This is a genomic window from Acidovorax facilis (assembly GCF_050626955.1).
Lineage (GTDB): Bacteria > Pseudomonadota > Gammaproteobacteria > Burkholderiales > Burkholderiaceae_C > Acidovorax > Acidovorax facilis.
In genome coordinates this window covers 4747958-4774580 of the sequence record NZ_CP192460.1, presented here as the reverse complement: position 1 = coordinate 4774580, position 26623 = coordinate 4747958, and the positions used below count along the sequence as shown (strand labels likewise).

At 66.9% G+C, this 26623-nt stretch carries 27 protein-coding genes and 1 riboswitch; of the genes, 7 read left to right on the top strand and 20 right to left on the bottom strand.

The window, feature by feature from the left end:
- Window positions 1–15 precede the first annotated feature (15 nt).
- The 7 genes from ubiD to ubiU all read right to left on the bottom strand — a co-directional run bounded on the left by ubiD (window position 16) and on the right by ubiU (window position 5988).
- Window positions 16–1503: a 4-hydroxy-3-polyprenylbenzoate decarboxylase gene (gene ubiD / locus ACQ4MJ_RS21905; protein WP_431151279.1), complete on the bottom strand. Its 1488-nt coding sequence runs from the start codon at window positions 1501–1503 to the stop codon at window positions 16–18.
- A gap of 66 nt (window positions 1504–1569) precedes the next feature.
- Window positions 1570–2166: a UbiX family flavin prenyltransferase gene (locus tag ACQ4MJ_RS21900; RefSeq protein ID WP_431151280.1), complete on the bottom strand. Its 597-nt coding sequence runs from the start codon at window positions 2164–2166 to the stop codon at window positions 1570–1572.
- Window positions 2159–2572 (bottom strand): putative zinc-binding protein, encoded by a 414-nt coding sequence (locus ACQ4MJ_RS21895; protein WP_431151281.1) that lies wholly within the window; start codon window positions 2570–2572, stop codon window positions 2159–2161. Before ACQ4MJ_RS21895 ends, ACQ4MJ_RS21900 begins: the two co-directional genes overlap by 8 nt.
- A gap of 2 nt (window positions 2573–2574) precedes the next feature.
- Window positions 2575–3111 carry a ubiquinone anaerobic biosynthesis accessory factor UbiT gene (gene ubiT, locus ACQ4MJ_RS21890; RefSeq protein WP_431151282.1) on the bottom strand — a complete coding sequence of 179 codons (537 nt, stop codon included), beginning with the start codon at window positions 3109–3111 and terminating at the stop codon, window positions 2575–2577.
- Window positions 3112–3128: 17 nt separating this feature from the next.
- Complete coding sequence (trhA, locus tag ACQ4MJ_RS21885) at window positions 3129–3749, bottom strand: PAQR family membrane homeostasis protein TrhA (protein ID WP_056056758.1); 621 nt, start codon at window positions 3747–3749, stop codon at window positions 3129–3131.
- A gap of 18 nt (window positions 3750–3767) precedes the next feature.
- Entirely contained in the window at window positions 3768–4730 is a 963-nt protein-coding gene (locus tag ACQ4MJ_RS21880) for a U32 family peptidase (protein WP_431151283.1), read from the bottom strand.
- Between the two features lie 223 nt (window positions 4731–4953).
- The gene (gene ubiU / locus ACQ4MJ_RS21875) at window positions 4954–5988 is read right to left on the bottom strand and encodes a ubiquinone anaerobic biosynthesis protein UbiU (RefSeq protein ID WP_431153158.1); all 1035 of its coding nucleotides are present in this window, start codon (window positions 5986–5988) and stop codon (window positions 4954–4956) included.
- A gap of 256 nt (window positions 5989–6244) precedes the next feature.
- On the opposite strand from ubiU, the gene ACQ4MJ_RS21870 reads away from it, so the two are divergent.
- On the top strand, window positions 6245–7429 hold the full coding sequence (locus ACQ4MJ_RS21870; protein ID WP_431151284.1) for an MFS transporter: 1185 nt from the start codon (window positions 6245–6247) through the stop codon (window positions 7427–7429).
- On the opposite strand, the gene ACQ4MJ_RS21865 is transcribed toward ACQ4MJ_RS21870, so the two are convergent.
- The gene (locus ACQ4MJ_RS21865) at window positions 7415–8341 is read right to left on the bottom strand and encodes a LysR family transcriptional regulator (protein WP_431151285.1); all 927 of its coding nucleotides are present in this window, start codon (window positions 8339–8341) and stop codon (window positions 7415–7417) included. The genes ACQ4MJ_RS21870 and ACQ4MJ_RS21865 overlap by 15 nt on opposite strands.
- A 158-nt stretch (window positions 8342–8499) precedes the next feature.
- Between ACQ4MJ_RS21865 and ACQ4MJ_RS21860 the strand changes: the two genes are divergently transcribed.
- Both ACQ4MJ_RS21860 and ACQ4MJ_RS21855 read left to right on the top strand, forming a co-directional pair.
- On the top strand, window positions 8500–9870 hold the full coding sequence (locus tag ACQ4MJ_RS21860) for a M20/M25/M40 family metallo-hydrolase (protein ID WP_431151286.1): 1371 nt from the start codon (window positions 8500–8502) through the stop codon (window positions 9868–9870).
- A gap of 128 nt (window positions 9871–9998) precedes the next feature.
- Window positions 9999–10481 (top strand): YidB family protein, encoded by a 483-nt coding sequence (locus ACQ4MJ_RS21855; RefSeq protein ID WP_431151287.1) that lies wholly within the window; start codon window positions 9999–10001, stop codon window positions 10479–10481.
- 74 nt (window positions 10482–10555) lie between these two features.
- Here ACQ4MJ_RS21855 and ACQ4MJ_RS21850 read toward each other — a convergent pair whose 3' ends face one another.
- The 5 genes from ACQ4MJ_RS21850 to otnI form a co-directional block, all read right to left on the bottom strand.
- Window positions 10556–11434 carry a lysophospholipase gene (locus ACQ4MJ_RS21850; protein WP_431151288.1) on the bottom strand — a complete coding sequence of 293 codons (879 nt, stop codon included), beginning with the start codon at window positions 11432–11434 and terminating at the stop codon, window positions 10556–10558.
- Between the two features lie 155 nt (window positions 11435–11589).
- A complete protein-coding gene (locus ACQ4MJ_RS21845; RefSeq protein ID WP_431151289.1) occupies window positions 11590–13071 on the bottom strand; it encodes a M20 family metallopeptidase in 1482 nt (493 codons plus the stop codon).
- Window positions 13072–13254: 183 nt separating this feature from the next.
- Window positions 13255–14511, bottom strand: a complete 1257-nt coding sequence (locus ACQ4MJ_RS21840) for a GGDEF domain-containing protein (protein ID WP_121421690.1) — start codon at window positions 14509–14511, stop codon at window positions 13255–13257.
- Between the two features lie 120 nt (window positions 14512–14631).
- On the bottom strand, window positions 14632–16692 hold the full coding sequence (locus tag ACQ4MJ_RS21835; RefSeq protein WP_431151290.1) for a methyl-accepting chemotaxis protein: 2061 nt from the start codon (window positions 16690–16692) through the stop codon (window positions 14632–14634).
- 229 nt (window positions 16693–16921) lie between these two features.
- The gene (gene otnI / locus ACQ4MJ_RS21830; protein ID WP_431151291.1) at window positions 16922–17734 is read right to left on the bottom strand and encodes a 2-oxo-tetronate isomerase; all 813 of its coding nucleotides are present in this window, start codon (window positions 17732–17734) and stop codon (window positions 16922–16924) included.
- 191 nt (window positions 17735–17925) lie between these two features.
- On the opposite strand from otnI, the gene ACQ4MJ_RS21825 reads away from it, so the two are divergent.
- Entirely contained in the window at window positions 17926–18396 is a 471-nt protein-coding gene (locus tag ACQ4MJ_RS21825; protein WP_431151292.1) for a MerR family transcriptional regulator, read from the top strand.
- 72 nt (window positions 18397–18468) lie between these two features.
- Window positions 18469–19104 (top strand): NAD(P)H-dependent oxidoreductase, encoded by a 636-nt coding sequence (locus ACQ4MJ_RS21820; protein ID WP_431151293.1) that lies wholly within the window; start codon window positions 18469–18471, stop codon window positions 19102–19104.
- Here the strand turns inward: ACQ4MJ_RS21820 and ACQ4MJ_RS21815 are convergent.
- From ACQ4MJ_RS21815 to ACQ4MJ_RS21800, 4 genes are all read right to left on the bottom strand, one after another.
- The gene (locus tag ACQ4MJ_RS21815; RefSeq protein ID WP_431151294.1) at window positions 19088–20218 is read right to left on the bottom strand and encodes a glycerophosphodiester phosphodiesterase; all 1131 of its coding nucleotides are present in this window, start codon (window positions 20216–20218) and stop codon (window positions 19088–19090) included. The genes ACQ4MJ_RS21820 and ACQ4MJ_RS21815 overlap by 17 nt on opposite strands.
- Window positions 20219–20286: 68 nt before the next feature.
- Window positions 20287–20871, bottom strand: coding sequence for a methionine biosynthesis protein MetW (gene metW / locus ACQ4MJ_RS21810; RefSeq protein ID WP_108498592.1), 585 nt, complete (start codon window positions 20869–20871; stop codon window positions 20287–20289).
- The gene (gene metX / locus ACQ4MJ_RS21805; RefSeq protein WP_431151295.1) at window positions 20868–21998 is read right to left on the bottom strand and encodes a homoserine O-succinyltransferase MetX; all 1131 of its coding nucleotides are present in this window, start codon (window positions 21996–21998) and stop codon (window positions 20868–20870) included. Before metX ends, metW begins: the two co-directional genes overlap by 4 nt.
- A 132-nt stretch (window positions 21999–22130) precedes the next feature.
- Window positions 22131–22697: a TMEM165/GDT1 family protein gene (locus ACQ4MJ_RS21800; RefSeq protein ID WP_121421696.1), complete on the bottom strand. Its 567-nt coding sequence runs from the start codon at window positions 22695–22697 to the stop codon at window positions 22131–22133.
- Window positions 22698–22706: 9 nt separating this feature from the next.
- A riboswitch (yybP-ykoY riboswitch) is annotated at window positions 22707–22899 on the bottom strand.
- 333 nt (window positions 22900–23232) lie between these two features.
- Between ACQ4MJ_RS21800 and ACQ4MJ_RS21795 the strand changes: the two genes are divergently transcribed.
- Together ACQ4MJ_RS21795 and ACQ4MJ_RS21790 are read left to right on the top strand one after the other, a co-directional pair.
- Complete coding sequence (locus ACQ4MJ_RS21795) at window positions 23233–23625, top strand: RNA recognition motif domain-containing protein (RefSeq protein ID WP_100408622.1); 393 nt, start codon at window positions 23233–23235, stop codon at window positions 23623–23625.
- A gap of 272 nt (window positions 23626–23897) precedes the next feature.
- Window positions 23898–24425, top strand: coding sequence for an RNA recognition motif domain-containing protein (locus ACQ4MJ_RS21790; RefSeq protein ID WP_431151296.1), 528 nt, complete (start codon window positions 23898–23900; stop codon window positions 24423–24425).
- Window positions 24426–24557: 132 nt separating this feature from the next.
- Here ACQ4MJ_RS21790 and ACQ4MJ_RS21785 read toward each other — a convergent pair whose 3' ends face one another.
- The 3 genes from ACQ4MJ_RS21785 to ACQ4MJ_RS21775 form a co-directional block, all read right to left on the bottom strand.
- A complete protein-coding gene (locus ACQ4MJ_RS21785) occupies window positions 24558–25337 on the bottom strand; it encodes an SDR family oxidoreductase (RefSeq protein WP_431151297.1) in 780 nt (259 codons plus the stop codon).
- 27 nt (window positions 25338–25364) lie between these two features.
- Window positions 25365–25988: an LPS export ABC transporter periplasmic protein LptC gene (lptC, locus tag ACQ4MJ_RS21780; RefSeq protein ID WP_121421699.1), complete on the bottom strand. Its 624-nt coding sequence runs from the start codon at window positions 25986–25988 to the stop codon at window positions 25365–25367.
- A gap of 67 nt (window positions 25989–26055) precedes the next feature.
- Window positions 26056–26619: a KdsC family phosphatase gene (locus ACQ4MJ_RS21775; RefSeq protein WP_121508088.1), complete on the bottom strand. Its 564-nt coding sequence runs from the start codon at window positions 26617–26619 to the stop codon at window positions 26056–26058.
- Window positions 26620–26623 lie beyond the last annotated feature (4 nt).

Sequence of the window (26623 nt, the reverse complement as noted above, 5' to 3'; positions counted from 1 at the left end):
CGGTGCGCGGTGGTGTCACAGGCCCAGCGCCATAAAAAGCCCGTCCATGCGCGCCTGCACGGCGGCGTCCATCGCCATGGGGCGGCCCCATTCGCGCTGGGTCTCCCCCGGCCACTTGTTCGTGGCATCCATCCCCATCTTGCTGCCCAGGCCGCTCACGGGCGAGGCGAAGTCCAGGTAGTCGATGGGGGTGTGCTCCACCAACAGCGTGTCGCGCGCCGGGTCCATGCGGGTGGTGATGGCCCAGATCACATCCTTCCAATCGCGCACGTCCACGTCGTCGTCCACCACCACGATGAATTTCGTGTACATGAACTGGCGCAGGTGGCTCCACACGCCCATCATCACGCGCCGCGCGTGGCCGGCGTAGGCCTTGCGGATGCTGACCACGGCCATGCGGTAACTGCAGCCTTCGGGCGGCAGGTAGAAGTCCACGATCTCGGGGAACTGCTTTTGCAACAGCGGGATAAACAGCTCGTTCATCGCCAGGCCCAGCACGGCGGGCTCGTCGGGCGGTTTGCCCGTGTAGGTGCTGTGGTAGATCGCGTCCTTGCGCAGGGTGATGCGGTCCACGGTGAGGACGGGGAACTCGGCGCATTCGTTGTAGTAGCCGGTGTGGTCGCCGTAAGGGCCTTCCAGCGCATGCTGCCAGCCGCTCGCGTGATGGGCATCGGGCTGGATGTGGCCTTCGAGCACGATCTCGGCGGTGGCGGGCACCTGCAGGGGCACGCCCAAAGCGGGCGTGACTTCGGTGCGGGCGCCGCGCAGCAGGCCGGCGAACTGGTATTCGCTCAACGCATCGGGCACTGGCGTGACAGCCCCCAGCAGCGTGGCCGGGTCGGCCCCTAGCGCCACGGCCACGGGGTAGGGCTGGCCCGGGTGGGTGGCGCAGTGGTCGGCAAAGTCCAGCGCCCCGCCCCGGTGGGCCAGCCAGCGCACGATGACCTGGTTGCGCGAGAGCACCTGCTGGCGGTAGATGCCCAGGTTCTGCCGCGCCTTGCGCGGGCCGCGCGTGATGGTCAGACCCCAGGTGATGAGCGGGGCCACGTCGTCGGGCCAGCAGTGCTGCACGGGCAGGCGGTCGAGATGAACGTCCGGCCCCTCCCACACCTCCTGCTGGCAGGGTGCGCCGCGCGCCACGGTGTGCGGCGCCATGTTCCAAAGGGTCTTGAGCAGCTGGCCCATGCCCAGCATGTCCTTGAGGCCTTTCGGCGCCTCGGGCTCCTTGAGGGTGGCCAGCAGTTCGCCCAGGGCGCGCACGCCGCGCAGGTCGGCCACGCCCATGGCGCGGGCCACGCGGTCTGTGGTGCCAAACAGGTTGGTGAGCACCGGCATGCGGTGGCCCGTGGGCAGGGTGAAGAGCAGCGCCGGGCCGCCTGCGCGCAGCACGCGGTCGCTGAGCGCAGTCATCTCCAGGTGGGGCGAGACGGGCTCCGCCACGCGACGCAAGTCGCCCGTGGCTTCAAGCTGGGCCATGAAGTCGCGCAGGTCGCGGTAGGCCATATCGGGTCCAGAATTTGAATGAAATTGGCCGCTAGCGCTTTTCCAACAAGCGAAAACAGCTATCAATTAAGGAGCATTCAGCTCCAGACCCTGCCACCGGGGCGCCAGGGCGTGCGGCACATCCATGAGGTCGAGCACGCGCGCCACGCTGTAGTCCACCACCTCGCCCACGGTCTGCGGGCGCAGGTAGAAGGCGGGCAGCGGCGGGCAGATGATGCCGCCCATCTCGGTCACGGCCACCATGTTGCGCAGGTGCGTGAGGTGCAGGGGCGACTCGCGCACCATCAGCACCAGGCGGCGGCGCTCCTTGAGGGCCACGTCGGCCGCGCGGGTGAGCAGGTTGTCGGCCAGCCCATGCGCTATGGCAGCCAGCGTGCGCATGGAGCAGGGCGCGACCACCATGGCATGGCACTGGAACGAGCCGCTGGCGATGGCCGCGCCCACGTTGGCCACGTCGTGCACGCGGTGGGCCAGGGCCTCAACGGCGGGGCGGTCCATGTCCAGCTCGTGCTGCAGGTTGCGCCAGCCAGCGTCGGAGACGACCAGGTGGGTCTCGATGCCGCTTTGGCCCTGCAGCACCTGCAGTAGGCGCGCGCCGTACACGGCGCCGCTGGCGCCCGAGATCGCGACGATGATGCGGCGGGGGTGGGCAGCATCAGCCATGCGAGGGCTCCATGGCGGCAGAGCGAACCAAGGGCTGCGCCTGCTGATCGGCCTCCACCTGCTCCAGCACCAGCGCGGCCTGCACGGGGTCGAAGTCTTCGTGCGCGCGTTTTTTCACGCCGTACTGCTGCAGCTGGTAATGCCGGTCGGCCACGATGCCGTGGCGCGCCAGCGTGCTTTTGACGCAGACCAGCGGACAGCCGTCGAGCGCGATGATGGGCCGGCCCGAGCGCACGGTCTTCATCAGGTGCGGCACATCGCCGCCCACCCCGGCGATGCACGACATCTCGGCCACGCCGCGCCGGTCGAGCTGCAGCGCCACGTGGTTGGCCAGCTGCGCGGCGCTGGAGCAGCCAGAGCAGGAATAGACCAAGGGGTGGTTCTGGGGATCGGTGTTGGTGGCCATGCTTATCCTCCGTTGCGTGGTGTGGGGTCCAGGCGGCGCCGCAGGTGGCCCAGCACCTCGCGCGGCGCCAGCCTCTGCGCCCACTGGCGCGGGTCCAGCACGGGAAGCTCGATGGCATCGAGCGCGTTCTTCACCACCAGGCCCAGCTCGGTGTCGCCCTCCATCGACAGGCGGCGGCTGAAGAACAGCGTGTCCGGGTCTTGCTGGCGCTGGGCCAGCAGCAAAAAATCATGGGCTGTGGCGCTCAGCGTCACGTCGGCCACCTGCGGCAGCACCAGCGGTGCGTGGGGGGCGAAGCGCTGGCCCGTCCAGGCAAAGTCGAAGGCCAGACGCGCATCGCGCACTTGCACGCGCATCTTCTTGTGCAGCAGCAAGCGGCCCACGTCATCGGGCAGGTGCCGCGCGAGCGCCAGGTTGAGCGCCGTCACCAGCAGCATCGAGCCGGGGTAGGCGGGCAGGCGCGCCAACAAAGCCCCCACGGGCGGCGGCACCAGCCGTGGGTTCGCGGCAGGCGTGGGCGAAGAAGGGAAAGCAGCCATTGGTAGAAGACGGGCCCTCAGGCCACGTAAAAAAACACGGTGAAAAAGTGGCACACGCTGCCGCCCAGCACAAACAGGTGCCACAGGCCGTGGCCATGGCGCACGCGGTGGTCCAGTGCATAAAAGACGATGCCCAGCGTGTAGCAGGCCCCGCCCGCCAGCAGCCAGGCAAACCCGGCTGGCGTGAGCGCCTGCCACAGCGGCACCACGGCCACCAGCGCCAGCCAGCCCATGAGCACGTAGATGACCAGCGACAGCACGCGTGCACCCCGCGCCCACCAGATCTCCTGCGCAATGCCCAGCAGGGCCAGCCCCCACACCACGCCCAGCAGCGACCAGCCCCAGGCACCGCGCAGCGACACCAGCGCAAACGGCGTGTAGCTGCCCGCAATCAGCAGGTAGATGCTGCAGTGGTCCAGCTTTTGCAGCACGGCCTTGATGGTGCGCCGGCGCACGCTGTGGTACGCGGTGGAGGCGGCGTACAGCGCCACCAGCATGGCGCCGTAGATGCTGAACGCCACCACCTTCCACGGATCGCCCAGGCGTGCAGCAAGGGTGATGAGCACGGCCGTGCCTGCCGTGGCGAGCAGGGCACCCACCAGGTGGCTGATGCTGTTGAAACGTTCTCCGGGGTACATGCGGTGATTCGCTTCGCGTTATGGATGCATGGCAGGCCGCGCGGCAGCACCACCCGCGGCCCCTTGCAGCCCCTGCTCCAGGCCTGGGCGCCCGAACCAGTAGCCGTTGCAGGGCAGATCGGGCATGAAGGGCTGCATGCGCTCCACAAAGTCGGGGGTCTTTTCAGCAGTCTCTTGCGTAGCCACTGCGCGGCGGGCTTCGTCAAACGCGGTGATTACCTGCGGCATGTGCTGCGCCTGCGGGCTCAGCCGCACCACGTCCACGCCCTGGGCCTGCATCGCCGCCAGTTCGTTGGCCAGGTTGTAGACGCGGGCCGACTGGGTCTGCGTGCCGTTGAGCACGAGAAAGCCCTCGCTCTCGCGCGTGCGCAGCGGCAGTCCGTCAGCATGGTCAAGGCAGCTGAACTGGCAGTCGTCCTTGGGCAGGTTGCGGTGGCGCGCAGTGAAGCAGCGCGCCGAATAGGCCAGCGGCATGCGTCCGTAAGCAAACACCTCTGTCTCCAAACCTGCGGGCCGCTGCGCCAGCACGGCAGCGAGCGCGTCCTGCGACATTTCAAGCGGCATCACCCAGCGCGTGGCGCCCTGCTGCGCCATCCATTGCAGCGAGTGCGCGTTGTACAGGTTCAGGTGCGACCCGGCCACAAAGGCCTGCGGCCCGGCGGGTGCGCGCGCAAGGCAGCTCACGGCGCCCATGTCATTGGCCTCAACCAGAAATTCGCCGTTGCCCGTGATCTTGTGCATCACACCCACGTCGGCGCTGGACTCGATGAGCACCTGGCTGGACAAGACCGCCTCCTTGCCCGCGTCCCGCAGCATGCGCGCCAGCGCCAGCCAGTCGGCCAGGCGCAACTCATGGCGGCGTGAGCACACCGTTTCGCCCAAGTACACCACATCCACGGGCGTTGCGGCCATGGCCTCGTAGAACGCGAACACGGTGTCGCGGGGCCAGTAGTACAGCAGCGGGCCGAGAGAGAGTTTCATGGGGCGATCTCCGGGGTTTCATCGTGATATTTCGGATTCAAAGCGGCGCACCGACCTTCGATCTGGCGCGATCCAGGCCAGGGGACGCCGCGCAAGGGCCGCCAAGCCGCGTATGCGGCGCTTCGCTGTCGTGCGCTGGCGTTGTCCCCCTTCCCCTAGCGCGAAGCGCGTAGAGAGAAGGGGGAAGCCGCGCAGCGGCTCAGGGGGTTGTCGCCTGATCATTTCATTTCCAGGGGCGGTGGTAGGCACCCAGCGTGTGCTGCTGGCCTTCTGCCACCTGGTCCAGGCTGGCCATCCAGCGCGTCTTGGGCGCATAGCGGTGCGGGTGGGCCAGACACTGGTCCATGGCCTCGCGCCAGACCTGGGTGACCTGCGCCACATACGCGGGGCTGCGCTGGCGGCCTTCGATCTTGATGGCGCGCACGCCCATCTTGAGCAGCTGGGGCAGCAACTCCAGCGTGTTGAGGCTGGTGGGCTCTTCGATGGCGTAGTAGTTCTCGTCGTCCCCCACATCGAAACGCCCCTTGCACAGCGTGGGGTAGCCCGCGTTCTCGCCGGGCGCATAGCGGTCGATGAGCACGCCGTTCAGGCGCGACTCGCGGCCCTGCGGCGTCTCCACCCAGCGCACGGCCTTGGGCGGAGAGCACACGCCGTGCGTGTTGGGCGATTCGCCGGTCACGTACGACGACAGCGCGCAGCGCCCCTCGACCATCACACACAGGCTGCCGAAGCCGAAGACTTCGATCTCGACCGGCGTGCGATCGATGACCTGGCGCACCTGCTCCATCGAGAGCACGCGCGGCAGCACGGCGCGCACGATGCCGAACTGCTCGCGGTATAAGTTGATAGCCTCGTAGTTGGTAGCCGAGCCCTGCACCGACAGGTGCAGGCGCAGCCGGGGATGGTGCTGCACCGCGTAGTGCATGAGGCCGGGGTCGGCCAGGATGACCGCGTCCACGCCCAGGTCCACCGCCTTGTCCAGTGCGCTGCGCCACGGCCCCGGGTTGGCCGCCTGCGGGTAGGTGTTGAGCGCCATGAAGACCTTGCAGCCGCGACCATGCGCATAGGCAATGCCGTTGGCGATGGCGGCCTCGTCAAAGTTGAGGCCTGCAAAATTGCGCGCATTGGTGGCGTCGCGCAGGCCCAGGTAGACGCAGTTGGCGCCGTGGTCCACAGCGGCCTTCAGGGCGGGCAAGCTGCCGGCGGGACAGACGAGTTCCAGACCGGGGGTTGCAGCTTCAGGCAGCACCGCCTCCATCGATTTCAGGGGTTCCATCACAAACATTCAAACGCGGGCCCCGGGCCGGGCCACAGCACTGGGCGCCACCATAATGAGGACACCCCACGCATCCGCTGATCTTCATCAACGGCGGTGCACAATTCCGGAGCAAACCAGTCGGGTTTTGATGTGGCCCGCCTCCGCAGCGCACCCCATAGCCGCCAGGCCTTGACTTGCGTCTACGCTGTCCCACTTTTCGTTCCTTCCTTTTGCCCAACCCGGGCGCTGCCCTGTCATGAACAAGAACCTGTGGCTGCTGGCGCTGTGCCAAGGCCTTTTCCTCACCAACAACGTTGTCTTCATTGCTATCAATGGCCTGGTGGGCCTGCAGCTGGCGCCCTTTGGCTGGATGGCCACGCTGCCGGTGATGGGCTACGTGGTGGGCGGGGCACTGTCCACCCCGCTGGTGGCGCGCACGCAGTCGCACTGGGGGCGCAAGGTGTCGTTCCAGATCGGGCTGGCCGTGGCCGTGGCATCGGCCGCGCTGTGTGCCTGGGCGGCGTTCAGCGGCAGCTTCTGGCTGCTGTGCACCGCTACGCTGGTGGCGGGCTACTACAGCGCCAACGGTGGCCTGTACCGCTTTGCGGCCGCCGAGCTGGCGGCCCCGGACTACCGCGAGAAGGCCGTGTCGTTGGTGCTGGCCGGTGGCCTGCTGGGCGCCGTGGCAGGCCCCAACCTGGCCAGCGCCACGCGCACCTTGTTCCCGGTGCCGTTTGCGGGCGCGTACATCGCACTGATCGGCGTGGCGCTGTTGTCCATGCTGTGCATGGCAGCCATCCGGTTCGAAGTGCAACCCGTGGTGCTCAACGCTGCGGGCCAACGCGAGCCAGGGCGCCCCCTTTCTGTACTGATGCGCCAGCCCGCCTTCATCGTGGCCATTGTGGGCGCGGCGCTGGGTTATGGCGTGATGAACCTGCTGATGGCGGCCACGCCGCTGGCCATGCAGGTGTGTGGCTTTGACTTTGATGCCTCGGCGCTGGTGCTGGAGTGGCATGTGATCGGCATGTTCGCTCCCGGCTTTGTCACCGGCCACCTCATCAAGCGGTTTGGCGTGCTGCCCATCATGGGCACGGGGGTGTTGCTCAACTTCGCCTGCGTGGCCGTGGCGCTGATGGGCGTGGAGCTGCACCACTTTGGGATTGCGCTGTTCTTCCTGGGAGTGGGCTGGAACTTCCTGTTCACCGGCTCCACCACACTGGCCATGACGGCCTACCGCCCTGAAGAAAAGGACCGCGCCCAGGCGGCGATCAACTTCTGCGTGTACGCCACGCTGGCGCTGAGCGCGTTCTCGTCGGGCGTGCTGGTCACGACGCAGGGCTGGACGTTGCTGAACGCCGGTTCGCTGGTGCCCATTGTGGTGACGGGGCTGGCACTGGCCTGGCTGGGTCTGCAGCGCAAGCGCGTTTCAAGCAGCGTCTGAAGGCACCTCAGCCACAGCGCCTTCTGCGGCCACCGTGGTGCGCAGCCACTGTGCAAAGGCCGCCACCGCCCGGTCTCCCAGGCGCCCCGGCGCCACGAACAGGCTGTAGCCCCGCGCACCGCTGTCGTGGTGCGGGTGGGCCAGCACCAGCTCGCCCGATTGCAGTTCGCGCTCCACAAAATACCGGGGCACCAGGCCTAGCCCCAAGTCGGCGCGCACGGCCTCCACCAGCATCGAGAACAGATCAAAGCGGTGGCCTCCCAACGTGTGGCCGGGGATGCGCGTGATGCCCGCACGGGCCAGCCAGTCGTCCCACGCCCCCAGGCGCGAGCTGAGCTGCAGCAGCGGCACGGCCCGAAAATCGCCGCGCTCTGTCGCACGCCGGTGGCGCGACTGCGGTGCACACACGGCCACGCAGACCTCGGGCATCAGGGGCGCTGGCACCACGCCGGGCCAGGCCGCGTCGTCGTACTGCACGGCCACGTCGAACGGTATCTCCGCCATGTAGATCTGCGTAGGGTACACCTGCAAATGCAGGCTGCAGCCTTTGTGCTGTGCAAGGAAGGCAGGCAGCCGGGGCAGCAGCCAGCGCTCGGCAAACACGGGCACACAGCCCACCAGCAGGCGCGCGCCATCGGGCCGCTGAGCCATGGCTTCGAGCGTGTGGTTCTGCAGCCGCAGCAGGTCGCCCACGATCTGCGCGTGGTAGCGGCGGCCCACGTCGGTGAGCGTGGATCCGCGTGCGCCGCGCTGCACGAGCTGCAAGCCCAGCTGGCCCTCCAGCAGGCGCAGCTGCTGGCTCACGGCGCTGTGCGTGAGACAGAGTTCTTCGGCGGCCTTGCTCACGCCGTGGTGGCGTGCCACGGCATCGAAAACAAGCAGGGCGCGGGTGCTGGGGATGTGTTTGCGCATGTAAGAAAAACTGTCGGCTGGGCAGATTAAAGCAGAGCCCAGGGGCGGGGTTCGGTCCAACAATTGCGTGGCACTGCATGCCGGCCCACGGCTCCATCCACGATGGCTGGACCGGCCGGTCACCCCTTCCGTTTGTGTTCGTGTTTCGCTGGATCACCATGACTCTCCCTCTCCATACCTTCCGTGCCACAGCCCTTGCGGGTGCCATGGCCCTCGCCTGCGCCGCCTTGCTGCCCGGTGCCGCCCATGCGCAGTTCGGCGCCGTGGCGCCCACGCCCACTGTGCTGCGCCCCGCCGTCGACAAGGCCTATGGCCAGCTGATGGCTGCGCCCCAGATCCTGCAGCTGCTCGACGCCGTGAAGGCCGACCACGACCGCGCCACCGAAGACCTGCGCATGCTCACCGAGATCGAGGCGCCGCCGTTCAAGGAACAAAAGCGTGCCGAAGCCTTCCTGGCCCGGCTCCAGGCCCTGGGCCTGACCAATGCCGCCATTGACGCCGAAGGCAATGTGGTGGGGGTGCGCAAGGGCACGGGCAACGGGCCCAAGCTGGTCATCTCGGCCCACCTGGACACCGTGTTCCCCTCCGGCACCGACGTGAAGGTGAAGGAGCGCGACGGCAAGCTCTATGCGCCCGGCATTTCCGACAACACGCGCGGCCTGGCCGTGCTGCTGTCGTGGCTCAAGGTGCTGAACGACCAGAAGATCGCCACCGTGGGCGACCTGGTGTTCGTGGGCAATGTGGGCGAGGAAGAGCTGGGCAACCTGCGCGGCATGAAGCACCTTTTCAAGGAACACCTGGACATCGACGGCATGGTAGCGCTGGAGCCCGCGCCCGATGGCACGGTGCTGGTGCTGGGCACGGGCAGCCACCGCCACGAGGTGACCTTCAAGGGCCCGGGCGGCCACAGCTACGCCGCGTTTGGCGAGGTGCCCAGCGCCATCCACGGCATGGGCCGCGCCATTGCCAAGATCGCCGACATCCGCACGCCCAAGAGCCCCAAGACCACGTTCACCGTGGGCACTGTGGGCGGCGGCACATCGGTCAACACCATCGCGCCGGATGCGCGCATGGCGGTGGACATCCGCTCCGACGAAACAGCCCCGATGCTGGCCACCGAAAAGCAGGTGCTGGCCGCCGTGGACAGCGCCGTGACCGAAGAGAACGCACGCTGGGGTGTGAACACCCTGAGCGCATCGACCAAACTCATCGGCGACCGGCCCGGTGGCCGTACGGCGGCGGATTCGGTCATTGTGGAAGCGGCCGTGCGCGCCAACACGGCGTTTGGCCGCAAGACGGTGCTGGGCGGCGCGAGCACCGATGCCAACGTGCCCATGTCGCTGGGCATCCCCGCCATCGTGATCGGGGGCGGCGGCAAGACGGGCGGCTTCCACGCACTGTCGGAGTGGATCGACCTGACGGATGCCTGGAAGGGCGCCCAGACCTCGCTGGTCACGGTGCTGGGGCTGGTGGGGGTACAAGGTGTGAGTGCGCCGCTGCTCGACAAGCGCCCACCCCGCACCAAGTAGTGGCGCGGCACCCCAGCGGCGTCACCCCGTTCACGATTGTTGACAAAGGCGCCGCCGAGGTGCGTACCATGGGCGGTTCCGTCCGGGCTGGCACACTGCCGCCCTTCATCCCTCTGCAGGAGAACACCATGGGTTTGCTCGATTCCGTTCTGGGTGCCGTCATCAACAACGCGTCGCAAGGCGGCAGTGGCGCCGCTGCGGCGGGTGGGGCCGGTGGTGGCCTGGGAGGACTGATCAGCCTGGCTGCGCAGAACCCGCAGTTGGTGCAGGCCGTGATGTCCCTGATCAGCAACGACGGCCCGGTGGGTGGTCTGCCGGGGTTGATGGCCAAGTTTCAGCAGGCGGGGCTGGGCAATGTGATTGCGTCCTGGCTGAGCGCGGGGCCGAACCAGGCGATCTCAGGCGAACAGTTGTCCAGCGTGCTGGGCAGCGGCCCGCTGTCGCAGATCGCGTCGCAACTGGGCGTAGGCCCCGGCGCGGCAGCAGGCCAGCTGGCCCAGGTACTGCCGGGCCTGATCGACCAGCTCAGCCCGCGCGGCGAGGCGCCGCAGGGCGGGTTTGGCACCTCGAACGACCTGTTCGGAATGCTGGGCGGATTGTTACAAAAATGATAGCCTCTAGCGCTTGATAGATAAGCGCTGGCGGCCATTTTGGCTTGAAATTTTGGGTAACCGCGACGACCCGGCTACCTCACTGCCGGACAGCGCCGCACCAGCCACTGCTGCAGCAGGTCGAACACCGGCTCGGCCAGTTCCGGGCTTTCATTGAACAGCTCGTGGAACAGGGGTTCAAAGCAGTGTGCATGCACGACGGCCTTGGGGGCTGCGGCCGCAAAGGCACGGCTGCCCGCAGGGTGGACCAGCTTGTCGCTGCCCGCCCACATCAGCAGCGTGGGCACGCTCCAGTGCGCGGCGCGGGCCACGGTGGCGGCGCCGCCGTTGGCGATGAAGCGGGCCAGGCGGGCGCTGATGCGGTCGTGGCACAGCGGGTCGGCCAGGTAGGCCGCGACCACGGCCGGGTCGTGCGAGAGGTACTGCGCATCGAGCCCATTGCCCACGCGCAGGTTGGGTGCGATGCGCGGCAGCGCGGCCAGCAGCAGCTTTTGCACGGCGCCCAGGCCCGCATCCAGCGCGGGGGATGACAACACCAGGGCGTCCACAGGCCGTATCTTCAACGACACAAAACGCGAAGCCACAAGCCCGCCCATGCTGTGGCCCATCAGCACGAGGGGCTGGCCTGCGGGCATGCGGGCGCGCGTGGCGTCCACCAGGTCGGCCAGGTCATCCAGCAGGCGCAGGTCCGAAGTGAGGCCGCCACGTGGCCCACCAGATTCGCCGTGACCATACTGGTCGTAACCCCGCACGGCAAAACCCCAGTCGTTGAGGCGGCGGGCCACCGCGTCATAGCGACCCACATGTTCGCCCAGGCCATGCACCAGCAGCACGGTGCCCCGGCAGGGCTCGCCCTCGGGCAGGGGCCAGTCCTGCACAGCCAGGTTTTCGCCGTCGCTGGCGGTGAAGGTGGTGAGGGTGGAGGGAGCGAGTTCGTCGGCGTCGAGGGTCATGGCGAAAGGGCTGGCACGGACAGGGGAGCAGAACGCGGATCAGGCGGGGCGCAACACGGGGGATGCCGAGCAAGGGCCGCCCCGCAGCGAGGGCATCGTCCCCCTTCCCGAAGTCACGCAGCGACTTCGAGAGAAGGGGGAAGACGCGCAGCGACTCAGGGGGTTGTACCCGAGCTTTCCGCCATGCCTGCAATCACCTGCGCCACGGCGGCGGTGAGCTTTTTGGCGTAGGGCACATGCAGGAACTCGTTGGGGCCGTGGGCGTTGCTCTTGGGGCCGAGCACACCACACACCATCATTTGCGCGGTGGGGAAGCCTTCGCTGAGCATGTTCATGAGCGGGATGGTGCCGCCCTGGCCGATGTAGCCGCAGGGCGCACCAAAGTGGGCCTGCGAGGCGGCGTTGAGCGCCTGCTCGAACCAGGGCGTGGTGGCGGGGGCATTCCAGCCTGTGGCGCCGCTCATGCTCTGGAAGGTGACCTTGGCCTGGTAGGGCGCGTTGTCTTCCAGCAAGGCCTTGAGTTCCTGCACAGCCTGGGCGGCATCTACCAGGGGCGGCAGGCGCAGGCTGAGCTTGAAGGCGGTGTAGGGGCGCAGCACATTGCCTGCGTCCTGCAGGGCCGGGAAGCCTTCGGCGCCGGTCACGCTCAGCGTGGGCTCCCAGGTGCGCTTGAGCAGGGCCTGCAGCGGGTCGGTGGTGGTGGGCAATGCAAAGGTGGTGGAGCCGCCGCAGTCGTAGTGCGCCCAGGGGAAGCGCTTGTACACCTCTTCGCCCAGGATGCCCGCCGTGGCGCGGGCCTGGGCCAGGCGGTCGGCAGGCACTTCGCAATGAAAGCTCTGGGGCAGGAGACGGCCGGTGGCACTGTCTTCGAGCCGGTCGAGCACCTGCCGCATGATGCGGAACGACGAAGGCACCAGGCCCGAGGCGTCACCGGAGTGGATGCCTTCGGTGAGGATCTCGACCTTGAGCGTGCCGGTGGCCATGCCGCGCAGGCTGGTGGTGAGCCACAGCTGGTCGTAGTTGCCGGCGCCCGAGTCCAGGCACACCACCAGTGCCACGTTGCCCATACGGGGCTTGAGGGCGTCGATGTAGGGCAGCAGGTCGCGCGAGCCGCTTTCCTCGCAGGTCTCGATCAGGCCCACGATGCGCGGGTGGGGCACGTTCTGGCGCTTGAGCTCCTGCACGGCCGCGATGCTGGCGTAGACCGCGTAGCCGTCGTCGGCACCGCCGCGGCCATAGAGCTTGCCGTCTTCGTATTTGGGCGTCCAAGGGCCGAGGTCGTTGCGCCAGCCGCTGAACTCGGGTTGCTTGTCGAGGTGGCCGTACATGAGCACGGTATCGGTGGCGCCGGCCTGGGTGGCGTCGATTTCAAAGAACAGCACGGGGGTGCGGCCTGGGAGGCGCACGATTTCGAGCGTGAGGCCTTCAACCTTCTGCGACTCGACCCACGCGGCGGCGTTGCGCACCACGGTGTCGAGCAGGCCCTGCTCGGCCCAATCGGGCGAGAACATGGGCGACTTGGCGGGGATGGCGATGTAGTCGGTGAGCTGGCGAACAATGTCGTTGTCCCAGGCTTGGCTGACCCGTTCGAGGGCCAGGGCGGGTTGCAGGGCGTGGGGGGGGACTCGGGCGTTCATGGGCAGCTCTCCTGAATACGGCGGATCTTGTGGACCGAAACCAGCATTCCAACACAACGCCTGTGCGGGCGCCATGGCAGGTATCCATACACCCGCGACATAGTCTGGCAGCGCTGTGGCAGGGGGCGCAGCTCTTCTTCGGGTGGTGCGCCCAGCGTGGCCCGTCCCGCGTCCCTCTTGGGGTCAATACCGAGAAACAGGATGCGTGTCGGGATTGGCCTGTGCCGCCGCCAGGGAGGCGGGGCGCCGCAGGCTGGTGGACACCTCCACCCGGTTGCGGCCGTTTTCCTTGGCCTGGTAGAGCGCACGGTCGGCTGCGGCGATCAGCATGTCCCAGCTGTCGCCGGGCTCCAGCCGGCCGCCAAAGACGCCAATGCTGACCGTGACGGCAATGCCCAGGGCCGCGTCGGTGGTTGCATCTGGCGCGGCTCCGCCCACTGCGCGGATGCGGCAGCGCGATTCCTCCACCGCCTTGCACAGTTCTCGCGCCAGCTGCTCGGCCCCCAGCAACGTGGTGTCGGGCAGCACCACCATGAATTCCTCACCCCCGTAGCGGCCCACCAGGTCCTGCGCCCGCACGCGCTCGCTCAGCACATTGACCACGCTGCACAGCACCTGGTCACCGGCGGGGTGCCCGTAGCGGTCGTTGACCCGCTTGAAGTGGTCGATGTCCACCATCATGAGCGCGATGGATTCGCGCGAGCGCACGGCGCGCGAGACGTCGCGGTCCAGCGCCGCGATCAGCGAGCGGCGGTTGGCCACGCCGGTAAGCGGATCCAGCGCCGCCATGATGCGGTTGTTCTCGTCGGCACGGTCGCGTGACATGAACACAAATCCCATGGAGCTGATGAGCACCACAGAAAACGTGGCCATGAAGGTCAGCGTCTGCAGCAGGCTGCCCTGGAGGATGCTGGTGGCCGTCTGGCTTTCGCCCAATGCCAGCAACGCGCGGCCGCCCAGCACCAGCGCCTCAAGGCCCAGCCCGGCCACCAGCAGCCACTGCCCGCGCCCCACGGTGGCATGGCGGCGCTCCAGGGCCGCTACCAGAGCCCACACGGCCTGCAGCCCGATGACCAGGCCCACAAAACTCGCGCGCGCCGGAAAGTTGTCGATAAACACGATGACAAAACACGTGACCAGCGCCGACGGTGTGAGCAGCAGCAGCCACCGTGGCGGGCGCCCCTGGAACTGGTAGATCGCGGCGATCATCCCCACAAACACGCAGGACAGCAGCAGGTTGCCCAGCACGATGGACACCACATCCGGCACCAGGCCCCGCAGCATGATCAGCAAATGCCCGACGGCATTGACCATCAGGGCGGCCGCCCACCGCCCCAGGCCATCGCGCCGACGCCCCCAGCCCACCACAGCCATGGAGGCGGCCATCATGAGCGAACTCACGATGATCATGACCAGCATGGTGGGAACGTGGGCGGCCATGGATGGGGGTGGGCGGTGTGGTGGGGGGTTTCAGATCAGCATAAACGAAGGTCTGCAGACCGCAAACCGCCAGATGACCACGCGCCCCCGCCGCACAGCCGATTGGTCGGGTGCAGTGGGCTATTGCAACTGGGCGGGTGCGCGCGCGCCACTGCCGGGGGCGTGCACCGCCTCGCCCTCGCCCGTTTGTGCCATGGGCGCGGCCAGGGCCGCGCGCTGGGTGTAGCCGATACCGCCACCGGCCGCGCCCTCGGTCCGCGAGAGCTTGAACACCTGCACCGCCCCCGCCAGGCGGGAGGCCTGCTCCCGCAGGCTTTGGGCTGCGGCGGCGGATTCCTCCACCAGGGCAGCGTTCTGCTGTGTCATCTGGTCCAGTTGGTTCACGGCAGTGTTGACCTGGCCGATGCCGTCGGACTGCTCGCTCGATGCCGCTGTGATCTCTCCAATGATGTCGCCCACGCGTTTGACCGAGCCCACGATCTCGTCCATGGTGGTGCCCGCGTTCTGCACCAGGCGTGCGCCCGATTCCACCCGCTCCACCGAGGCGCCAATGAGCGCCTTGATCTCGCGCGCGGCCTCGGCACTGCGCCCTGCCAGACTGCGGACCTCGCTGGCCACCACGGCAAAGCCCCGGCCTTGTTCACCTGCGCGGGCGGCTTCCACCGCTGCGTTCAATGCCAGGATGTTGGTCTGGAACGCAATGGAATCGATCACGCCGATGATGTCGGCAATCTTGCGCGAGCTTTGGTTGATGTCGCCCATGGTGGTGACCACCTCGCCCACCACCTGGCCACCGCGTGCGGCCACGGCGGCGGCGGTGCTGGCCAGCTGGTTGGCCTGGCGCGCGGCGTCGGCCGACTGGCGCACGGTGGAGGTGAGGTGCTCCATGCTCTGCGCGGTCTGCGCGAGGCTGCTGGCCGTGGCCTCGGTGCGGGCCGACAGGTCCTGGTTGCCGCTGGCGATCTCGGCGCTGGCGGTGGTGATGCTGTCCACCGCCGTGCGCACCTGCTGCAGCATCTGCGTGTAGCGCTGGCGCATGCCTTCCACCTCCTGCACCAGCGCGCCGATTTCGTCGCGCCGCGTGGTGCGGAATTCTTCGGTCAGGTCGCCCTGCGCTACCAGGGTGATGGCCTGGGTCAGGTCCTGCAGCGGGCGGCTTACGCCCCGGCGCAGCATGAGGAACAGGCCGATGGCCAGCAGCACCACGGCCACGGCCATCAACCCCCACACGGCGAGCGTGACGCGGCGCTGGCTGGCCATGGCCTCGCCATCGGCCACCTCGGCCACCACCCACCAGCCGCCGCCGGTTTTGCGCACCAGGGCCCAGGGGTCTTCGGCGCCTGCGCCCAACACGGGGGCGGCTTCACGAACAAAGCCATCGGGCGATGCGGCCAAGGCTTCAAAAAACGGGCGGGCCTGGGGGTAGGCTTCCAGCACACGCTTGCCGCGTGCGGTGGGGTGGTACACGAACACCGCCTTGTCGAGCGAGGTGCCGGGGTTGATCACGTACGTGCCGCCATGCTCGAAGAATTTTGTCTGCGCTACCTGCTTTTGCAGCATGGCGTGGAACACGCTGATATCGTTGCCGATGAACAGCAGCGCAATCACCTTGCCCGATGCATCCTTGGCGGGCAGGTAGTGGCCCATGAAGGGCTTGCCGCCCACCACGGTGACGCCGGTGTAGGGCTCGCCTTTGGCCACGGTGGCATAGGCCGGGTCGTCCTTGCCCAGCGGCGTGCCCTGCTGGCGCGCGCCCTGTTCGTTCTTGACCGAGGTGGTGATGCGCACGAAGTCATCGCCCTTCTTGGCGAACACGGTGGCGATGCCGCCGGTCTCGCTGGCGAATTTATCGACCGAGCCATAGTCCTCGTTGACCAGCGCACCGTAGCTGCGCAGCTCGCCCGTGGCCTCGTCGAGCTGCATGGTGGCCTCGAAGTAGCGCTGGAAGCCCTTCATGGTCAGCTGCACCAGCTCGCGGTTGGTGTTGTCGGCCGCGTCCAGCGACTGGGCCACGCTCTGCGCGGTGTCGCCCACACTGGAGGCGACCAGGGCGCGGGTGCTGCGCTCGGTCAGCACGGCAATGGCCAGCCCCACCAGCACCAGCACCAGGGCCACCAGCGCAATGGCGGTCAGCGTGACCTGGCGCGCGACGGAACGGTTGTTGGCAAGGGAAGCAGCCATGCAGTGTGTCTCCTGGAGATTGAAAGCCCAAAGCCGGCTGTCGCCGGTCTGCGGTCACTCTACGTCCAGAGGCTTGTTACATTTATTCACGCATTCCCTTACGCAAAGCTGCGTACCTCAACGCCGCCGATGTGTGAGTCATGGCCTGCGAAACTGGCACTGCCCAAGCCGAGGACGCCGAGCAAGTACCGCCCTACAACGAAGGCGTAGGGGGAAGGCGCAAAGCGACTCAGCGGATATTCCCAGTCATCCAGCCCAGGCCTTGCGAGGTGCCCGCTGCGGGCCGGTATTCGCAGCCGACCCAGCCGCCGTAGCCCAACGCGTCGATGGTGTCGAAGAGAAAGGGGTAGTTCAGCTCCCCCCGGTTAGGCTCGTGGCGCCCGGGCACACCGGCAATCTGAACATGCGCCACCCGGCCCGTGGGCAGGTACTGGTGCAGCTTGGTGGCCACGTCACCTTCCACGATCTGGCAGTGGTAGAGGTCCATCAGCACCTTGAGGTTGGGGGCCTGCGCCGCATCGAGCAGCTCGTGCGCGTGATCCTGCCGGTTCAGAAAGTAGCGCGGCATGTCGCGCAGGTTGATGGGCTCGATGAGGATGTCGCACCCCGCACGCGCAGCCTCGGCCGCCGCCCAGCGCAGATTGCCAACGCACAGGTCCTTGAGGGATTCGCGCTCCACGCCGGGCGGCACGATGCCCGAGAGCACGTGGATGCGCGGGCAGCCCAGCACCTCGGCATAGCGCAGGGCTTCTTGCACGCCCGCGCGGAACTCGGCCTCATGCCCAGGCAGCGCTGCGGTGCCGCGCGCGTTCTGGTCCCACGCCGCCGCCATGCGGCTGCGGTCGGTGCCGCCAGGCGGGGCATTGAACAGCACCAGCTGCAAGCCGTTGTCCGCAAGCCGGGCCGCCACCTCGACGGGCTCGAAGGCATAGGGAAACAAGAACTCCACCGCCGTGAACCGGTCGCGCGCCGCAGCGGCAAAACGGTCCAGAAACGGCAGCTCGGTGTACATCAGGCTCAGGTTGGCGGCAAACTGGGGCATGGCGGGCGCGGGCGGAAGGTGGAATCAGAGCGCAGCAGCTTATCGTGCAGCATCGGGGCCAGCAGCCCTTGACAAGCCTCAACCAGGCTCCACCCATGAAAAATATGAGCAAAATTGTCACCTAGCGCTTAATGGGTAAGCGCCAGTAGCTATTAATTTGATAGTATTTTGCTCTCCTACCAGGACACCCAATGCGCATCGGAGAACTCGCCCAACGCACCGGCACCACGCCCAAGGCCATCCGGCTGTACGAGGCCCGGGGCCTGCTGGGCACGGTGGCGCGTGCAGGCAGCTACCGCCACTATGGCGAGGCCGATGTAGCCCGCGTGTTGCTGATCCGCCAGGCCCAGGCGCTGGGTTTTCGGCTGTCGGAGCTGGATGGCCTGCCCCACATCGACACCGCTGCAGGCTGGGAACGCATGGCCCAGCTGGTGGCCGGGCGGCGGGCCGCCGTGGCGCAGGAGCTGGCGCGCCTGTCAGCGCTGGACGCGCAGCTGGCGCTGTTGGAAGCCGAGCTGCACACCTGCGACACGCTGGCCGTGCCCGTGGCACCCGAAGCCTGCGCTGCGCCCTCCACACTGGCGGTGGCACCTCCAGCGCACAACCCCGCGCAATTTGGTGCAGCTACCAAGGCGGGCGCTGCGAGATTCACCGCGACTTGACCTGACCGCTTGACTCTGCCCCGTGGGGCAGGGTGACCATGGCGCCATCAACAACACCGTGATGGAGCGTCTGTGGCAGAGCAACAAAACATTCTGGTCATCCTGGGCCACCCCACCGCCGAGAGCCTGTGCGCAGGCATGGCACGTGCCTATGCCGACGGCGCCAGGCGCGCAGGGGCGCAGGTGCGGTTTCTGGACGTGGGGCAGCTCGCCTTCAACCCGCTGTTTCAGGGCTACGGCGCCGCCCAGCCGCTGGAGCCCGACCTGCTGGCCGCGCAGACCGACATCACTTGGGCCCATCACCTGGTCTGGGTCTACCCCATCTGGTGGGGCGCCATGCCCGCGCTGCTCAAGGGTTTTATCGACCGTGTGCTGCTGCCGGGTTACGCCTTCAAGTACCGCAAAGGCTCATCGCTGTGGGACAAGCTGCTGGCCGGCCGGTCGGCCGAGCTGCTGGTGACCATGGACTCGCCGCCCTGGTACTTTCGCTGGGTCACGCGCATGCCGGGGCACCACCAGATGAAGAAGGCCATCCTGGAGTTCTGCGGCATCAGCCCCGTGCAGGTGCACAGCTTTGGCCCGGTGCGCAGCGCCAGCACCGAGCGGCTGGCGCAGTGGGTGGAAAAGGCGCGGCAACTGGGGTTGCGCCAGGGGGCACGCTCCGCGCCGGGTAAGCCGCGCCCGGCACCCGTCACTTCGTCGCCGTGAATGCTTGAACGGCAGCTCGGCCCACGGCCGGGTCATCGGTGAAGAAGCCATCGATGCCTGCGCGCAGATAGGCCGTGATCTCGCCCACGCTGTCGCCGCGCACGGTGCCATCGGTGGCGGGCGCCTTTTTCAGCCCGGCGGGCAGAAAGGCGTTTTCGGGCCGCAGCGTCCAGATGTGTACGCCCAGGCCTTCGGCGCGGGCGCGCGCCACCAGCGTCGTGGGCTCGCCGGGAATGCCGTCCTTGACCGGCATCACCAGGGTCTTGAAGGGGCCGATGGCATTGGCATAGGTGGCCACCTGCTTGAGGCCCTCGGGCGTGATGAGGTCGGCATAAGCGCGCGTGTTGGCCGCGCCCTGGGCTACAAAGTCATAGGGCCGGCCCGAGGGCGCCACCAGCTGCACTAGGCGCACGCTGCTGAGCTTGCGGATCGCCTGCAGGTTGCTGACCTCGAACGACTGCACGAACACGGGCGCGTCCTTGTGGTTCCAGCCGTTTTTCTCCAGCACGGCCAGCAGCGGCGCCTCCAGCGGCAGGCCGATGGACTGGAAGTAGGTGGGGTGTTTGGTCTCGGGGTAGATGCCGATGGTCCTGCCCGTCTTGGCCGTGGCCGCCTTGGCCAGGTCGATCACCTCCTGCAACGTGGGCACCTCGAACCGACCGTTGTAGGCCACGTTGGCCGGGCGCTGTGCAGGGATGCGCTCGCGGGCGCGCAGGGTTTTGAGCTCGGCCAGCGTGAAGTCTTCGGTGAACCAGCCGGTGATGGCTTGGCCGTCGATGGTCTTGGTGGACTTGCGCGCGGCGAACTCGGGGCGGTCCACCACGTCGGTGGTGGCTTCCTTCACAGAGCCATCGGCGCCCAGGATGGCAATGGCGTTCTCGTGCCGGGCCACCAGCACGCCGTCCTTGGTGATGACGAGGTCGGGCTCGATGATGTCGGCGCCGTCGTCAATGGCCTGCTGGTAGGCGGCCAGCGTGTGCTCTGGCCGCAGCGCCGAGGCGCCCCGGTGGGCAATGACGGTGGGGGTGGGTGGCCAGGCCTGGGCCACGGCGCCCAGCGCCCAGGTGGTGAGCAGCGCGGCGGCAGTCACGGCGCGCAGTGCAATGCGTTTCATGCGGGTCTCCTACAAACGGAGCCCGCACCTTAGCCGATGCGGTTGACAGCGTCGTGTCGCGAGGAGGCCTACGCGTGTTCGAAGTGAAAAACGGCCGTGCCCGCGCGTGCATTGGGCAGCCAACGCACCTCTTGCCCGTCCTGCAGCCCGAAGGAGTCGAGGATGCGCAGGCTGTTCTTGGTGGCCAGCACTTCGAAGTCTTTGTAGGTACCCACGCGGATGTTGGGCGTGTCGTACCACTGGTAGGGCAGGCGCCGCGTCACGGGCATGCGCCCGCGCAGGATGGACAGGCGGTTGGGCCAGTGCGCGAAGTTAGGGAAGGCCACCACACCCGTGCGGCCCACGCGCGCCGTCTCGCGCAGCATGGTTTCGGCATTGCGCAAGTGCTGCAGCGTGTCGATCTGCAGCACCACGTCAAAGCTGTTGTCGTCGAACATGGCCAGCCCCTCGTCGAGGTTGAGCTGGATCACATCCACACCGCGCTGCACGCAGGCCAGCACGTTGGCGTCGTCGATCTCCACGCCATAGCCACTGCAGCCGCGCTCGCGCTGCAGGTAGTCGAGCATGGCGCCGTTGCCACAGCCCAGGTCGAGCACGCGCGAGCCGGGGGGCACCAGGCGCGCCAAGGCTTGCATCGCCGCTTTTTCGGTCATGGTTGCAACTCCTTGGCAATGCTATCAAAGTAAGAGCGCATGACGCCCATGTACCGGGCGTCATCGAGCAAAAAGGCATCGTGCCCGTGGGGCGCGTCGATCTCGGCGTAGCTCACGCAGCGGCGGTTGTCGAGCAGGGCCTTCACGATCTCACGGCTGCGCTTGGGCGAGAAGCGCCAGTCAGTGGTGAAGCTCACCAGCAGGAAGCGTGCGGTAGCGCGCGCCAGCGCCCGGGTGAGGTTGCCGCCATGGGTGCGCGCGGGGTCGAAGTAGTCGAGCGCGCGGGTGATGAGCAAATAGGTGTTGGCGTCGAAGTAGTCGCTGAACTTGTCGCCCTGGTAGCGCAGGTAGCTTTCAATCTGGAACTCGATGTCCTGCGTGCTGTATTTCAGGTCGATGCCTTCACGCAGCTGACGTCCGAACTTCTCATTCATCACGTCGTCGCTGAGGTAGGTGATGTGGCCGATCATGCGGGCGATGCGCAGGCCACGCTTGGGGATCACGCCATGGCGGTAGAAGTGGCCGCCGTGGAAGTCCGGGTCGGTCACGATGGCGCGGCGCGCCACTTCGTTGAAAGCGATGTTCTCGGCCGTGAGGTTGGGCGCGCTGGCCACCACCACCGCGTGGCGCATGCATTCGGGGTACTGCAGCGTCCAGCTCAATGCCTGCATGCCGCCCAGGCTGCCGCCCAGCACGGCGGCCAGTTGCTGGATGCCCAGACGGTCGAGCAACCGCGCCTGGGCGTTGACCCAGTCTTCCACCGTGACCACGGGGAAGTCCGCGCCGTAGACCTCGCCCGTATCGGGATGGTTGTGCATGGGGCCGGTGGAGCCAAAGCAGGAGCCCAGGTTGTTCACGCCGATCACGAAGAAGCGGTCGGTGTCCACGGGCTTGCCGGGGCCGATCATGTTGTCCCACCAGCCCTCGCTCTTGTCCTGCCCGGCGTAGACGCCCGCGACGTGGTGCGAGGCATTGAGGGCGTGGCACACGAGCACGGCGTTCGAGCGGTCGGCATTGAGCGTGCCGTAGGTCTCGTAGGCCAGGTGGTAGTCGCGGATGGACGCACCGCTTTGCAGCGGGAGCACCTCCGGAAAATGCATGGACTGGGGCGTGGCAAAAAACGACATAAAAAAACCCGGCGTCGCTAAAAACGAGGCCGGGCGGATGTGTCGGACGGGTCTTTAGCAGGATTTATAAAGCGCCCGCAAGCTGTGGCAAATCGGCGCGTCTGGCAAATATACCAAAACGGCCGCTGCTGCTCACCCGGCGGGCGTGAAGATCGCCACCAGCCCCAGCACCAGAAAAATCACCGCCGAGACCACATGGACGGCGCGAATGGGCACGCGGCGAGTGATGCGCTCGCCCAGCCATACCACCGGCGCGTTGGCGATCATCATGCCGAGCGTGGTGCCCGCCACCACCCACAGGTAGGCGTTGTACTGCGCGGCCAGCATGACGGTGGCGATCTGGGTCTTGTCGCCCATTTCGGCCAGGAAGAATGCAACCACGGTGGTGCCAAACACCCCCCAGCGTGGCGATCCGTCGGCTTCGCCTTCGTCCAGCTTGTCGGGGATCAGCATCCACACCGCCATGGCGATGAACGATGCACCCAGGATCCAGCGCAGTACCTGGGGGCCGAGGAACGTGGTCACCCAGGCACCCAAAGCCCCGGCCAGGCCGTGATTCACCAGGGTCGCCACCAGGATGCCAAGCACGATCGGCCAGGGTTTGCGAAAACGTGCGGCCAGCACGAGCGCGAGCAGCTGCGTCTTGTCGCCCATCTCGGCGAGCGCGACGATGGCGGTAGAAATGAAGAAGGCTTCCATGGGGGAGGGGGTCCTATCCGGCCGGATGGGTGGAAAACGCATTGACTGCACCCCGACTCCGGCCATGTGGATCGGTTTGCAGTCAATGGTCTCGCCCAGCTCAAAAGCCGCATACGCCATAGGTTTCGAAGAACCCAAGTGTGTTGACGCATGCCCCCGGCGCATTGCGCGGCCGGGCGGGCTACTCCCCAAAGACTCGCGGATTTTACCCTGCTTCCGACAGGGAAAACTGGCGGGTGGTTGCCGAAAGGTGGCGACGGGCCAGGTTCGGGTGGCTGTTCAGACCCTGCGGGTTTCCCCTGAAAACCACCGTTGCACGCTCCAAAATACCCACAAATTTGTGCAGGATGGATGGCTTGATCCAGAAATAAACCCCACACGCCTCATAAAGTGATTAATAATGGGTTCGCTTTTCTGCTTGCAGGAAAGCAGTTAGCTTAGCGGTGAATGGTCAGTTTCGCGTCTTTGAAGTCGTCACAGGTTTGTTGATTGCGTCGGACTCCATCGCGTTTTTGTGTTTTTTCAGGAGTCCTTCATGGGCAACAAACTTTACGTGGGCAACCTGCCCTACTCTTTCCGCGACGAAGATCTGCAACAGACCTTCAGCCAGTACGGCTCGGTCGGCAGCGCCAAGGTCATGATGGAGCGCGACACCGGCCGCTCCAAGGGTTTCGGCTTTGTCGAAATGGGCAGCGATGCTGAAGCCCAAGCCGCCATCCAAGGCGTGCATGGCACCAATTTCGGTGGCCGTGACCTCGTGGTCAACGAAGCCCGTCCCATGGAGCCCCGCGCTCCCCGTAGCGGCGGCTTCGGCGGCGGCAACGGTGGTGGCGGCGGCTACGGCGGTGGTGGCGGCGGCGGTTACGGCGGTGGCCGTAGCGGCGGCGGCGGTGGTGGTGGTTACGGCGGTGGCCGTAGCAGCTACTAAAAAGACCTTGCTGGCAGACCTTTGCGGTCTGCCAAAGGCAAAACAAAGGAGCCCCTGGGCTCCTTTTTTCATGCCTGCGCGGCATCGCCACCACAGTCGGCATTGCCGCTTGCTTTTTCCGCAAAAGTGTGGCGCATAATGAGCCAGCGGGGTTTCCCCCGCTTAAAGTTTGCGGTGATCCGTCAGTTTCGCGCTGAGAGCGTCATTGAGATTAGCTGGCTGCGTTTTCGGGACTCCATCGCTTTTTCCATGTGTTTTTGAGGAGTCCCTCAATGGGCAACAAACTGTACGTCGGCAACCTGCCGTACTCGGTGCGCGACAGCGATCTCGAACAGGCCTTTGGCCAATTCGGCGCAGTGACCAGCGCCAAGGTCATGATGGAGCGCGACACAGGCCGCTCCAAGGGCTTTGGTTTCGTGGAAATGGGCAGTGACGCGGAAGCCCAGGCCGCCATCAATGGCATGAATGGCCAGCCACTGGGTGGCCGCAGCATCGTCGTGAACGAAGCACGCCCCATGGAGCCCCGCCCACCCCGCAGTGGCGGATTTGGCGGCGGTGGCGGCGGTTACGGCGGCGGTGGTCGCAGTGGTGGCGGCGGTTACGGCGGTGGCCGTGAAGGCGGTGGTGGCTATGGCGGCGGCCGCGAGGGTGGCGGCGGTTACGGCGGCGGTGGTGGCGGTGGCCGCAGCGAAGGCGGATTCCGCAGCCCCTACGGCTCTGGCTCCCGCAACGGCGGTGGCGGCGGTGGCCGCAACGGCGGTGGTGGCGGCTATGGTGGTGGTGGTGGCAACGGCTACTGAAGCAGGCCAGTGACGTTTCTCTGAAAGCCCCCTCGGGGGCTTTTTTCATGCACGACCGCCACGTCTTGCTTCTATCGCAGCCAGGACCGCCCCGAACCGGCGGCCAAAAACCACCTCCGGTGGACCTAGGAGCTACTGCTCGCTCTGCCGCCGCTTGCGCGGGCGCCCGGCCAGCAGCTTGTCGAACAGCACGTTCGGCACCATGCGCAGCAACTTGGCAACCACCCCCATTTGCCAGGGGATGACCCGGTAGCTGACACCGGCCGTGATGGCCCGGAAGGCACGGTCCGCAAAATCATCGGCCTGCATCAGAAACGGCATGCTGTAGCGGTTCTGGCGGGTGAGCGGCGTGTCGATGTAGCCCGGAGAAATGGTGACCACACGCACTCCGTGGGGGCGCATCTCCCCGCGCAGGCTCTCGCAGTAGCTGATGACGGCCGCCTTGCTGGCGCAATACGCACCATGCCCGGGCAGGCCACGGATGCCTGCCACGCTGCCGATGCCCACCAGCGTGCCGCTGCCACGCTGCGCCATCGCGTCCGCAAAGGGATGGAAGGTGGCCGCCACGCCGATGTTGTTGGTGGCAAAGGTGCGTGCCATCACGTCGATGTCGTCGCGCACTGCCGTGTCCATGCCCACACTGATGCCCGCATTGGCAATGACCACGTCAGGCACCCCTTGGCGTGCGATGCAATCGCGGCCCGCAGCAACGATGCTGTCGGTCACGGCTACATCTGCACTATAAATTTCGTAGCTGTCAGCGCTTATTCCTTGAGCCCTAGCCCATGTTTTGACCTCAGAAGTGCGGCGCGCCACCAGGGCCAGGCGGTAGCCCGACCGGTGAAAGCGCAGGGCCAGGGCCTGGCCGATGCCGCTGGACGCGCCGGTGATGAAGACAAGGGGAGTGGTCATGCAGGTTCGGGACGTGGGCAACGCGTACTAGGGTTTGGCCGCGCCGGGCTGGAGCACGCCACGCACACGTCCGCGCAGCTGCAGCACCTGGTCGAGGTTGTCGTAGTCCATGCCGTCGGCCGTGAAGCGATCATTGCCGCGCGTGAGGGTGACGGGCTTGTCGGAACGCACGCGCTCGGTGTTGGTGTAGGCGTGCAGGAATTCGCTGCGGAACTCCAGCCGAGGCTGGGCGGGTGACCCAGGCTTGGCGGGCAGGGGCTCGCGCGTGACGATGGCATTTCCAAACAGCTGCACCTCCGAACCATCGGCGTTGGTCAGGGCGCGGTCTGCCGTGGCCACGGTGAGGCGGCCCTGCGGCGTCACCGAGCGCATGCGCGCTTTGTCGATCTCCAGCGTGTCGGAGTCGGGGTAGTGCCGCGCTTCTTCGCCCTGCACTTCGCTTTGCAGGCGCCCGCTCGCGTCAAAGCTTTTTACCGAGAACGACTTCATGAAATAGTCGGGCTGGTTGCCTTGTTGGCGCTCGATGGCAGGCAGCAGGGGCATGGGCGCGTTGCGCACCAGCCACCAGGTGCCCAGCGCCAGCAGCCCCATGAGCACGACGGGCAGATAGAGCGAGAACTGTTCCCAGCCCTGGCGGACCCAGTTGCGCATCACGGTGTTGCCTCCGGGCTAGGCACGACAACCTGGCAGGTGGGGAAAGAGCGCAGAAAACCCCGGTTCATGCGGTGTACTCCGCCAGCAGTGCGGCATAACGGCCCGAGGCCACCAGCAGCAGATCACACAGTTCGCGCGCGGCACCATCGCCGCCCCGGGCCTGCGTCACAAAATGGGCGGCGTGGCGCACTTCGGCCTGGGCGTTGGCCGGGGCGCACGCGAAAGCACTGCGGCGCATCACCGGCAGGTCGGGCCAGTCGTCACCCATCGCAGCAGCCTGGGACCAGTCCAGCCCCAGCGTGGCCAGCATCTGCTCAGCGGCGGGGCGTTTGTCTTCGGTGCCGAACACCGCGTGTTCGACCCCCAGCGCCTTCAGGCGCACGCGCAGCGGTGCGGAGTCGCGGCCCGTGATGACCGCAGGCGTGATGCCTGCCTTTTGCAGCAGCTTGAGCCCATGCCCGTCCAGCGTATTGAAGCGCTTGAGCGTTTCGCCCGATTCGCTGAAATACAGGCCGCCATCGGTCAGAACGCCATCGACATCAAAGAAAGCGATACGCACGCTCTGGGCGCGCAGCAGCAGCTCGGGGGGAAATTGCAGCACGGGCAGGGTCATTTCAATAAGAGGCATGCAG

Excerpts from the sequence above, each read along its gene's own strand:
- ubiD (WP_431151279.1), bottom strand. The coding sequence starts at position 1,503 with ATGGCCTACCGCGACCTGCGCGACTTCATGGCCCAGCTTGAAGCCACG.
- ACQ4MJ_RS21900 (WP_431151280.1), bottom strand. The coding sequence starts at position 2,166 with ATGGCTGATGCTGCCCACCCCCGCCGCATCATCGTCGCGATCTCGGGC.
- ACQ4MJ_RS21895 (WP_431151281.1), bottom strand. The coding sequence starts at position 2,572 with ATGGCCACCAACACCGATCCCCAGAACCACCCCTTGGTCTATTCCTGC.
- ubiT (WP_431151282.1), bottom strand. The coding sequence starts at position 3,111 with ATGGCTGCTTTCCCTTCTTCGCCCACGCCTGCCGCGAACCCACGGCTG.
- trhA (WP_056056758.1), bottom strand. The coding sequence starts at position 3,749 with ATGTACCCCGGAGAACGTTTCAACAGCATCAGCCACCTGGTGGGTGCC.
- ACQ4MJ_RS21880 (WP_431151283.1), bottom strand. The coding sequence starts at position 4,730 with ATGAAACTCTCTCTCGGCCCGCTGCTGTACTACTGGCCCCGCGACACC.
- ubiU (WP_431153158.1), bottom strand. The coding sequence starts at position 5,988 with ATGGAGGCGGTGCTGCCTGAAGCTGCAACCCCCGGTCTGGAACTCGTC.
- ACQ4MJ_RS21870 (WP_431151284.1), top strand. The coding sequence starts at position 6,245 with ATGAACAAGAACCTGTGGCTGCTGGCGCTGTGCCAAGGCCTTTTCCTC.
- ACQ4MJ_RS21865 (WP_431151285.1), bottom strand. The coding sequence starts at position 8,341 with ATGCGCAAACACATCCCCAGCACCCGCGCCCTGCTTGTTTTCGATGCC.
- ACQ4MJ_RS21860 (WP_431151286.1), top strand. The coding sequence starts at position 8,500 with ATGACTCTCCCTCTCCATACCTTCCGTGCCACAGCCCTTGCGGGTGCC.
- ACQ4MJ_RS21855 (WP_431151287.1), top strand. The coding sequence starts at position 9,999 with ATGGGTTTGCTCGATTCCGTTCTGGGTGCCGTCATCAACAACGCGTCG.
- ACQ4MJ_RS21850 (WP_431151288.1), bottom strand. The coding sequence starts at position 11,434 with ATGACCCTCGACGCCGACGAACTCGCTCCCTCCACCCTCACCACCTTC.
- ACQ4MJ_RS21845 (WP_431151289.1), bottom strand. The coding sequence starts at position 13,071 with ATGAACGCCCGAGTCCCCCCCCACGCCCTGCAACCCGCCCTGGCCCTC.
- ACQ4MJ_RS21840 (WP_121421690.1), bottom strand. The coding sequence starts at position 14,511 with ATGGCCGCCCACGTTCCCACCATGCTGGTCATGATCATCGTGAGTTCG.
- ACQ4MJ_RS21835 (WP_431151290.1), bottom strand. The coding sequence starts at position 16,692 with ATGGCTGCTTCCCTTGCCAACAACCGTTCCGTCGCGCGCCAGGTCACG.
- otnI (WP_431151291.1), bottom strand. The coding sequence starts at position 17,734 with ATGCCCCAGTTTGCCGCCAACCTGAGCCTGATGTACACCGAGCTGCCG.
- ACQ4MJ_RS21825 (WP_431151292.1), top strand. The coding sequence starts at position 17,926 with ATGCGCATCGGAGAACTCGCCCAACGCACCGGCACCACGCCCAAGGCC.
- ACQ4MJ_RS21815 (WP_431151294.1), bottom strand. The coding sequence starts at position 20,218 with ATGAAACGCATTGCACTGCGCGCCGTGACTGCCGCCGCGCTGCTCACC.
- metW (WP_108498592.1), bottom strand. The coding sequence starts at position 20,871 with ATGACCGAAAAAGCGGCGATGCAAGCCTTGGCGCGCCTGGTGCCCCCC.
- metX (WP_431151295.1), bottom strand. The coding sequence starts at position 21,998 with ATGTCGTTTTTTGCCACGCCCCAGTCCATGCATTTTCCGGAGGTGCTC.
- ACQ4MJ_RS21800 (WP_121421696.1), bottom strand. The coding sequence starts at position 22,697 with ATGGAAGCCTTCTTCATTTCTACCGCCATCGTCGCGCTCGCCGAGATG.
- ACQ4MJ_RS21795 (WP_100408622.1), top strand. The coding sequence starts at position 23,233 with ATGGGCAACAAACTTTACGTGGGCAACCTGCCCTACTCTTTCCGCGAC.
- ACQ4MJ_RS21790 (WP_431151296.1), top strand. The coding sequence starts at position 23,898 with ATGGGCAACAAACTGTACGTCGGCAACCTGCCGTACTCGGTGCGCGAC.
- ACQ4MJ_RS21785 (WP_431151297.1), bottom strand. The coding sequence starts at position 25,337 with ATGACCACTCCCCTTGTCTTCATCACCGGCGCGTCCAGCGGCATCGGC.
- lptC (WP_121421699.1), bottom strand. The coding sequence starts at position 25,988 with ATGCGCAACTGGGTCCGCCAGGGCTGGGAACAGTTCTCGCTCTATCTG.
- ACQ4MJ_RS21775 (WP_121508088.1), bottom strand. The coding sequence starts at position 26,619 with ATGCCTCTTATTGAAATGACCCTGCCCGTGCTGCAATTTCCCCCCGAG.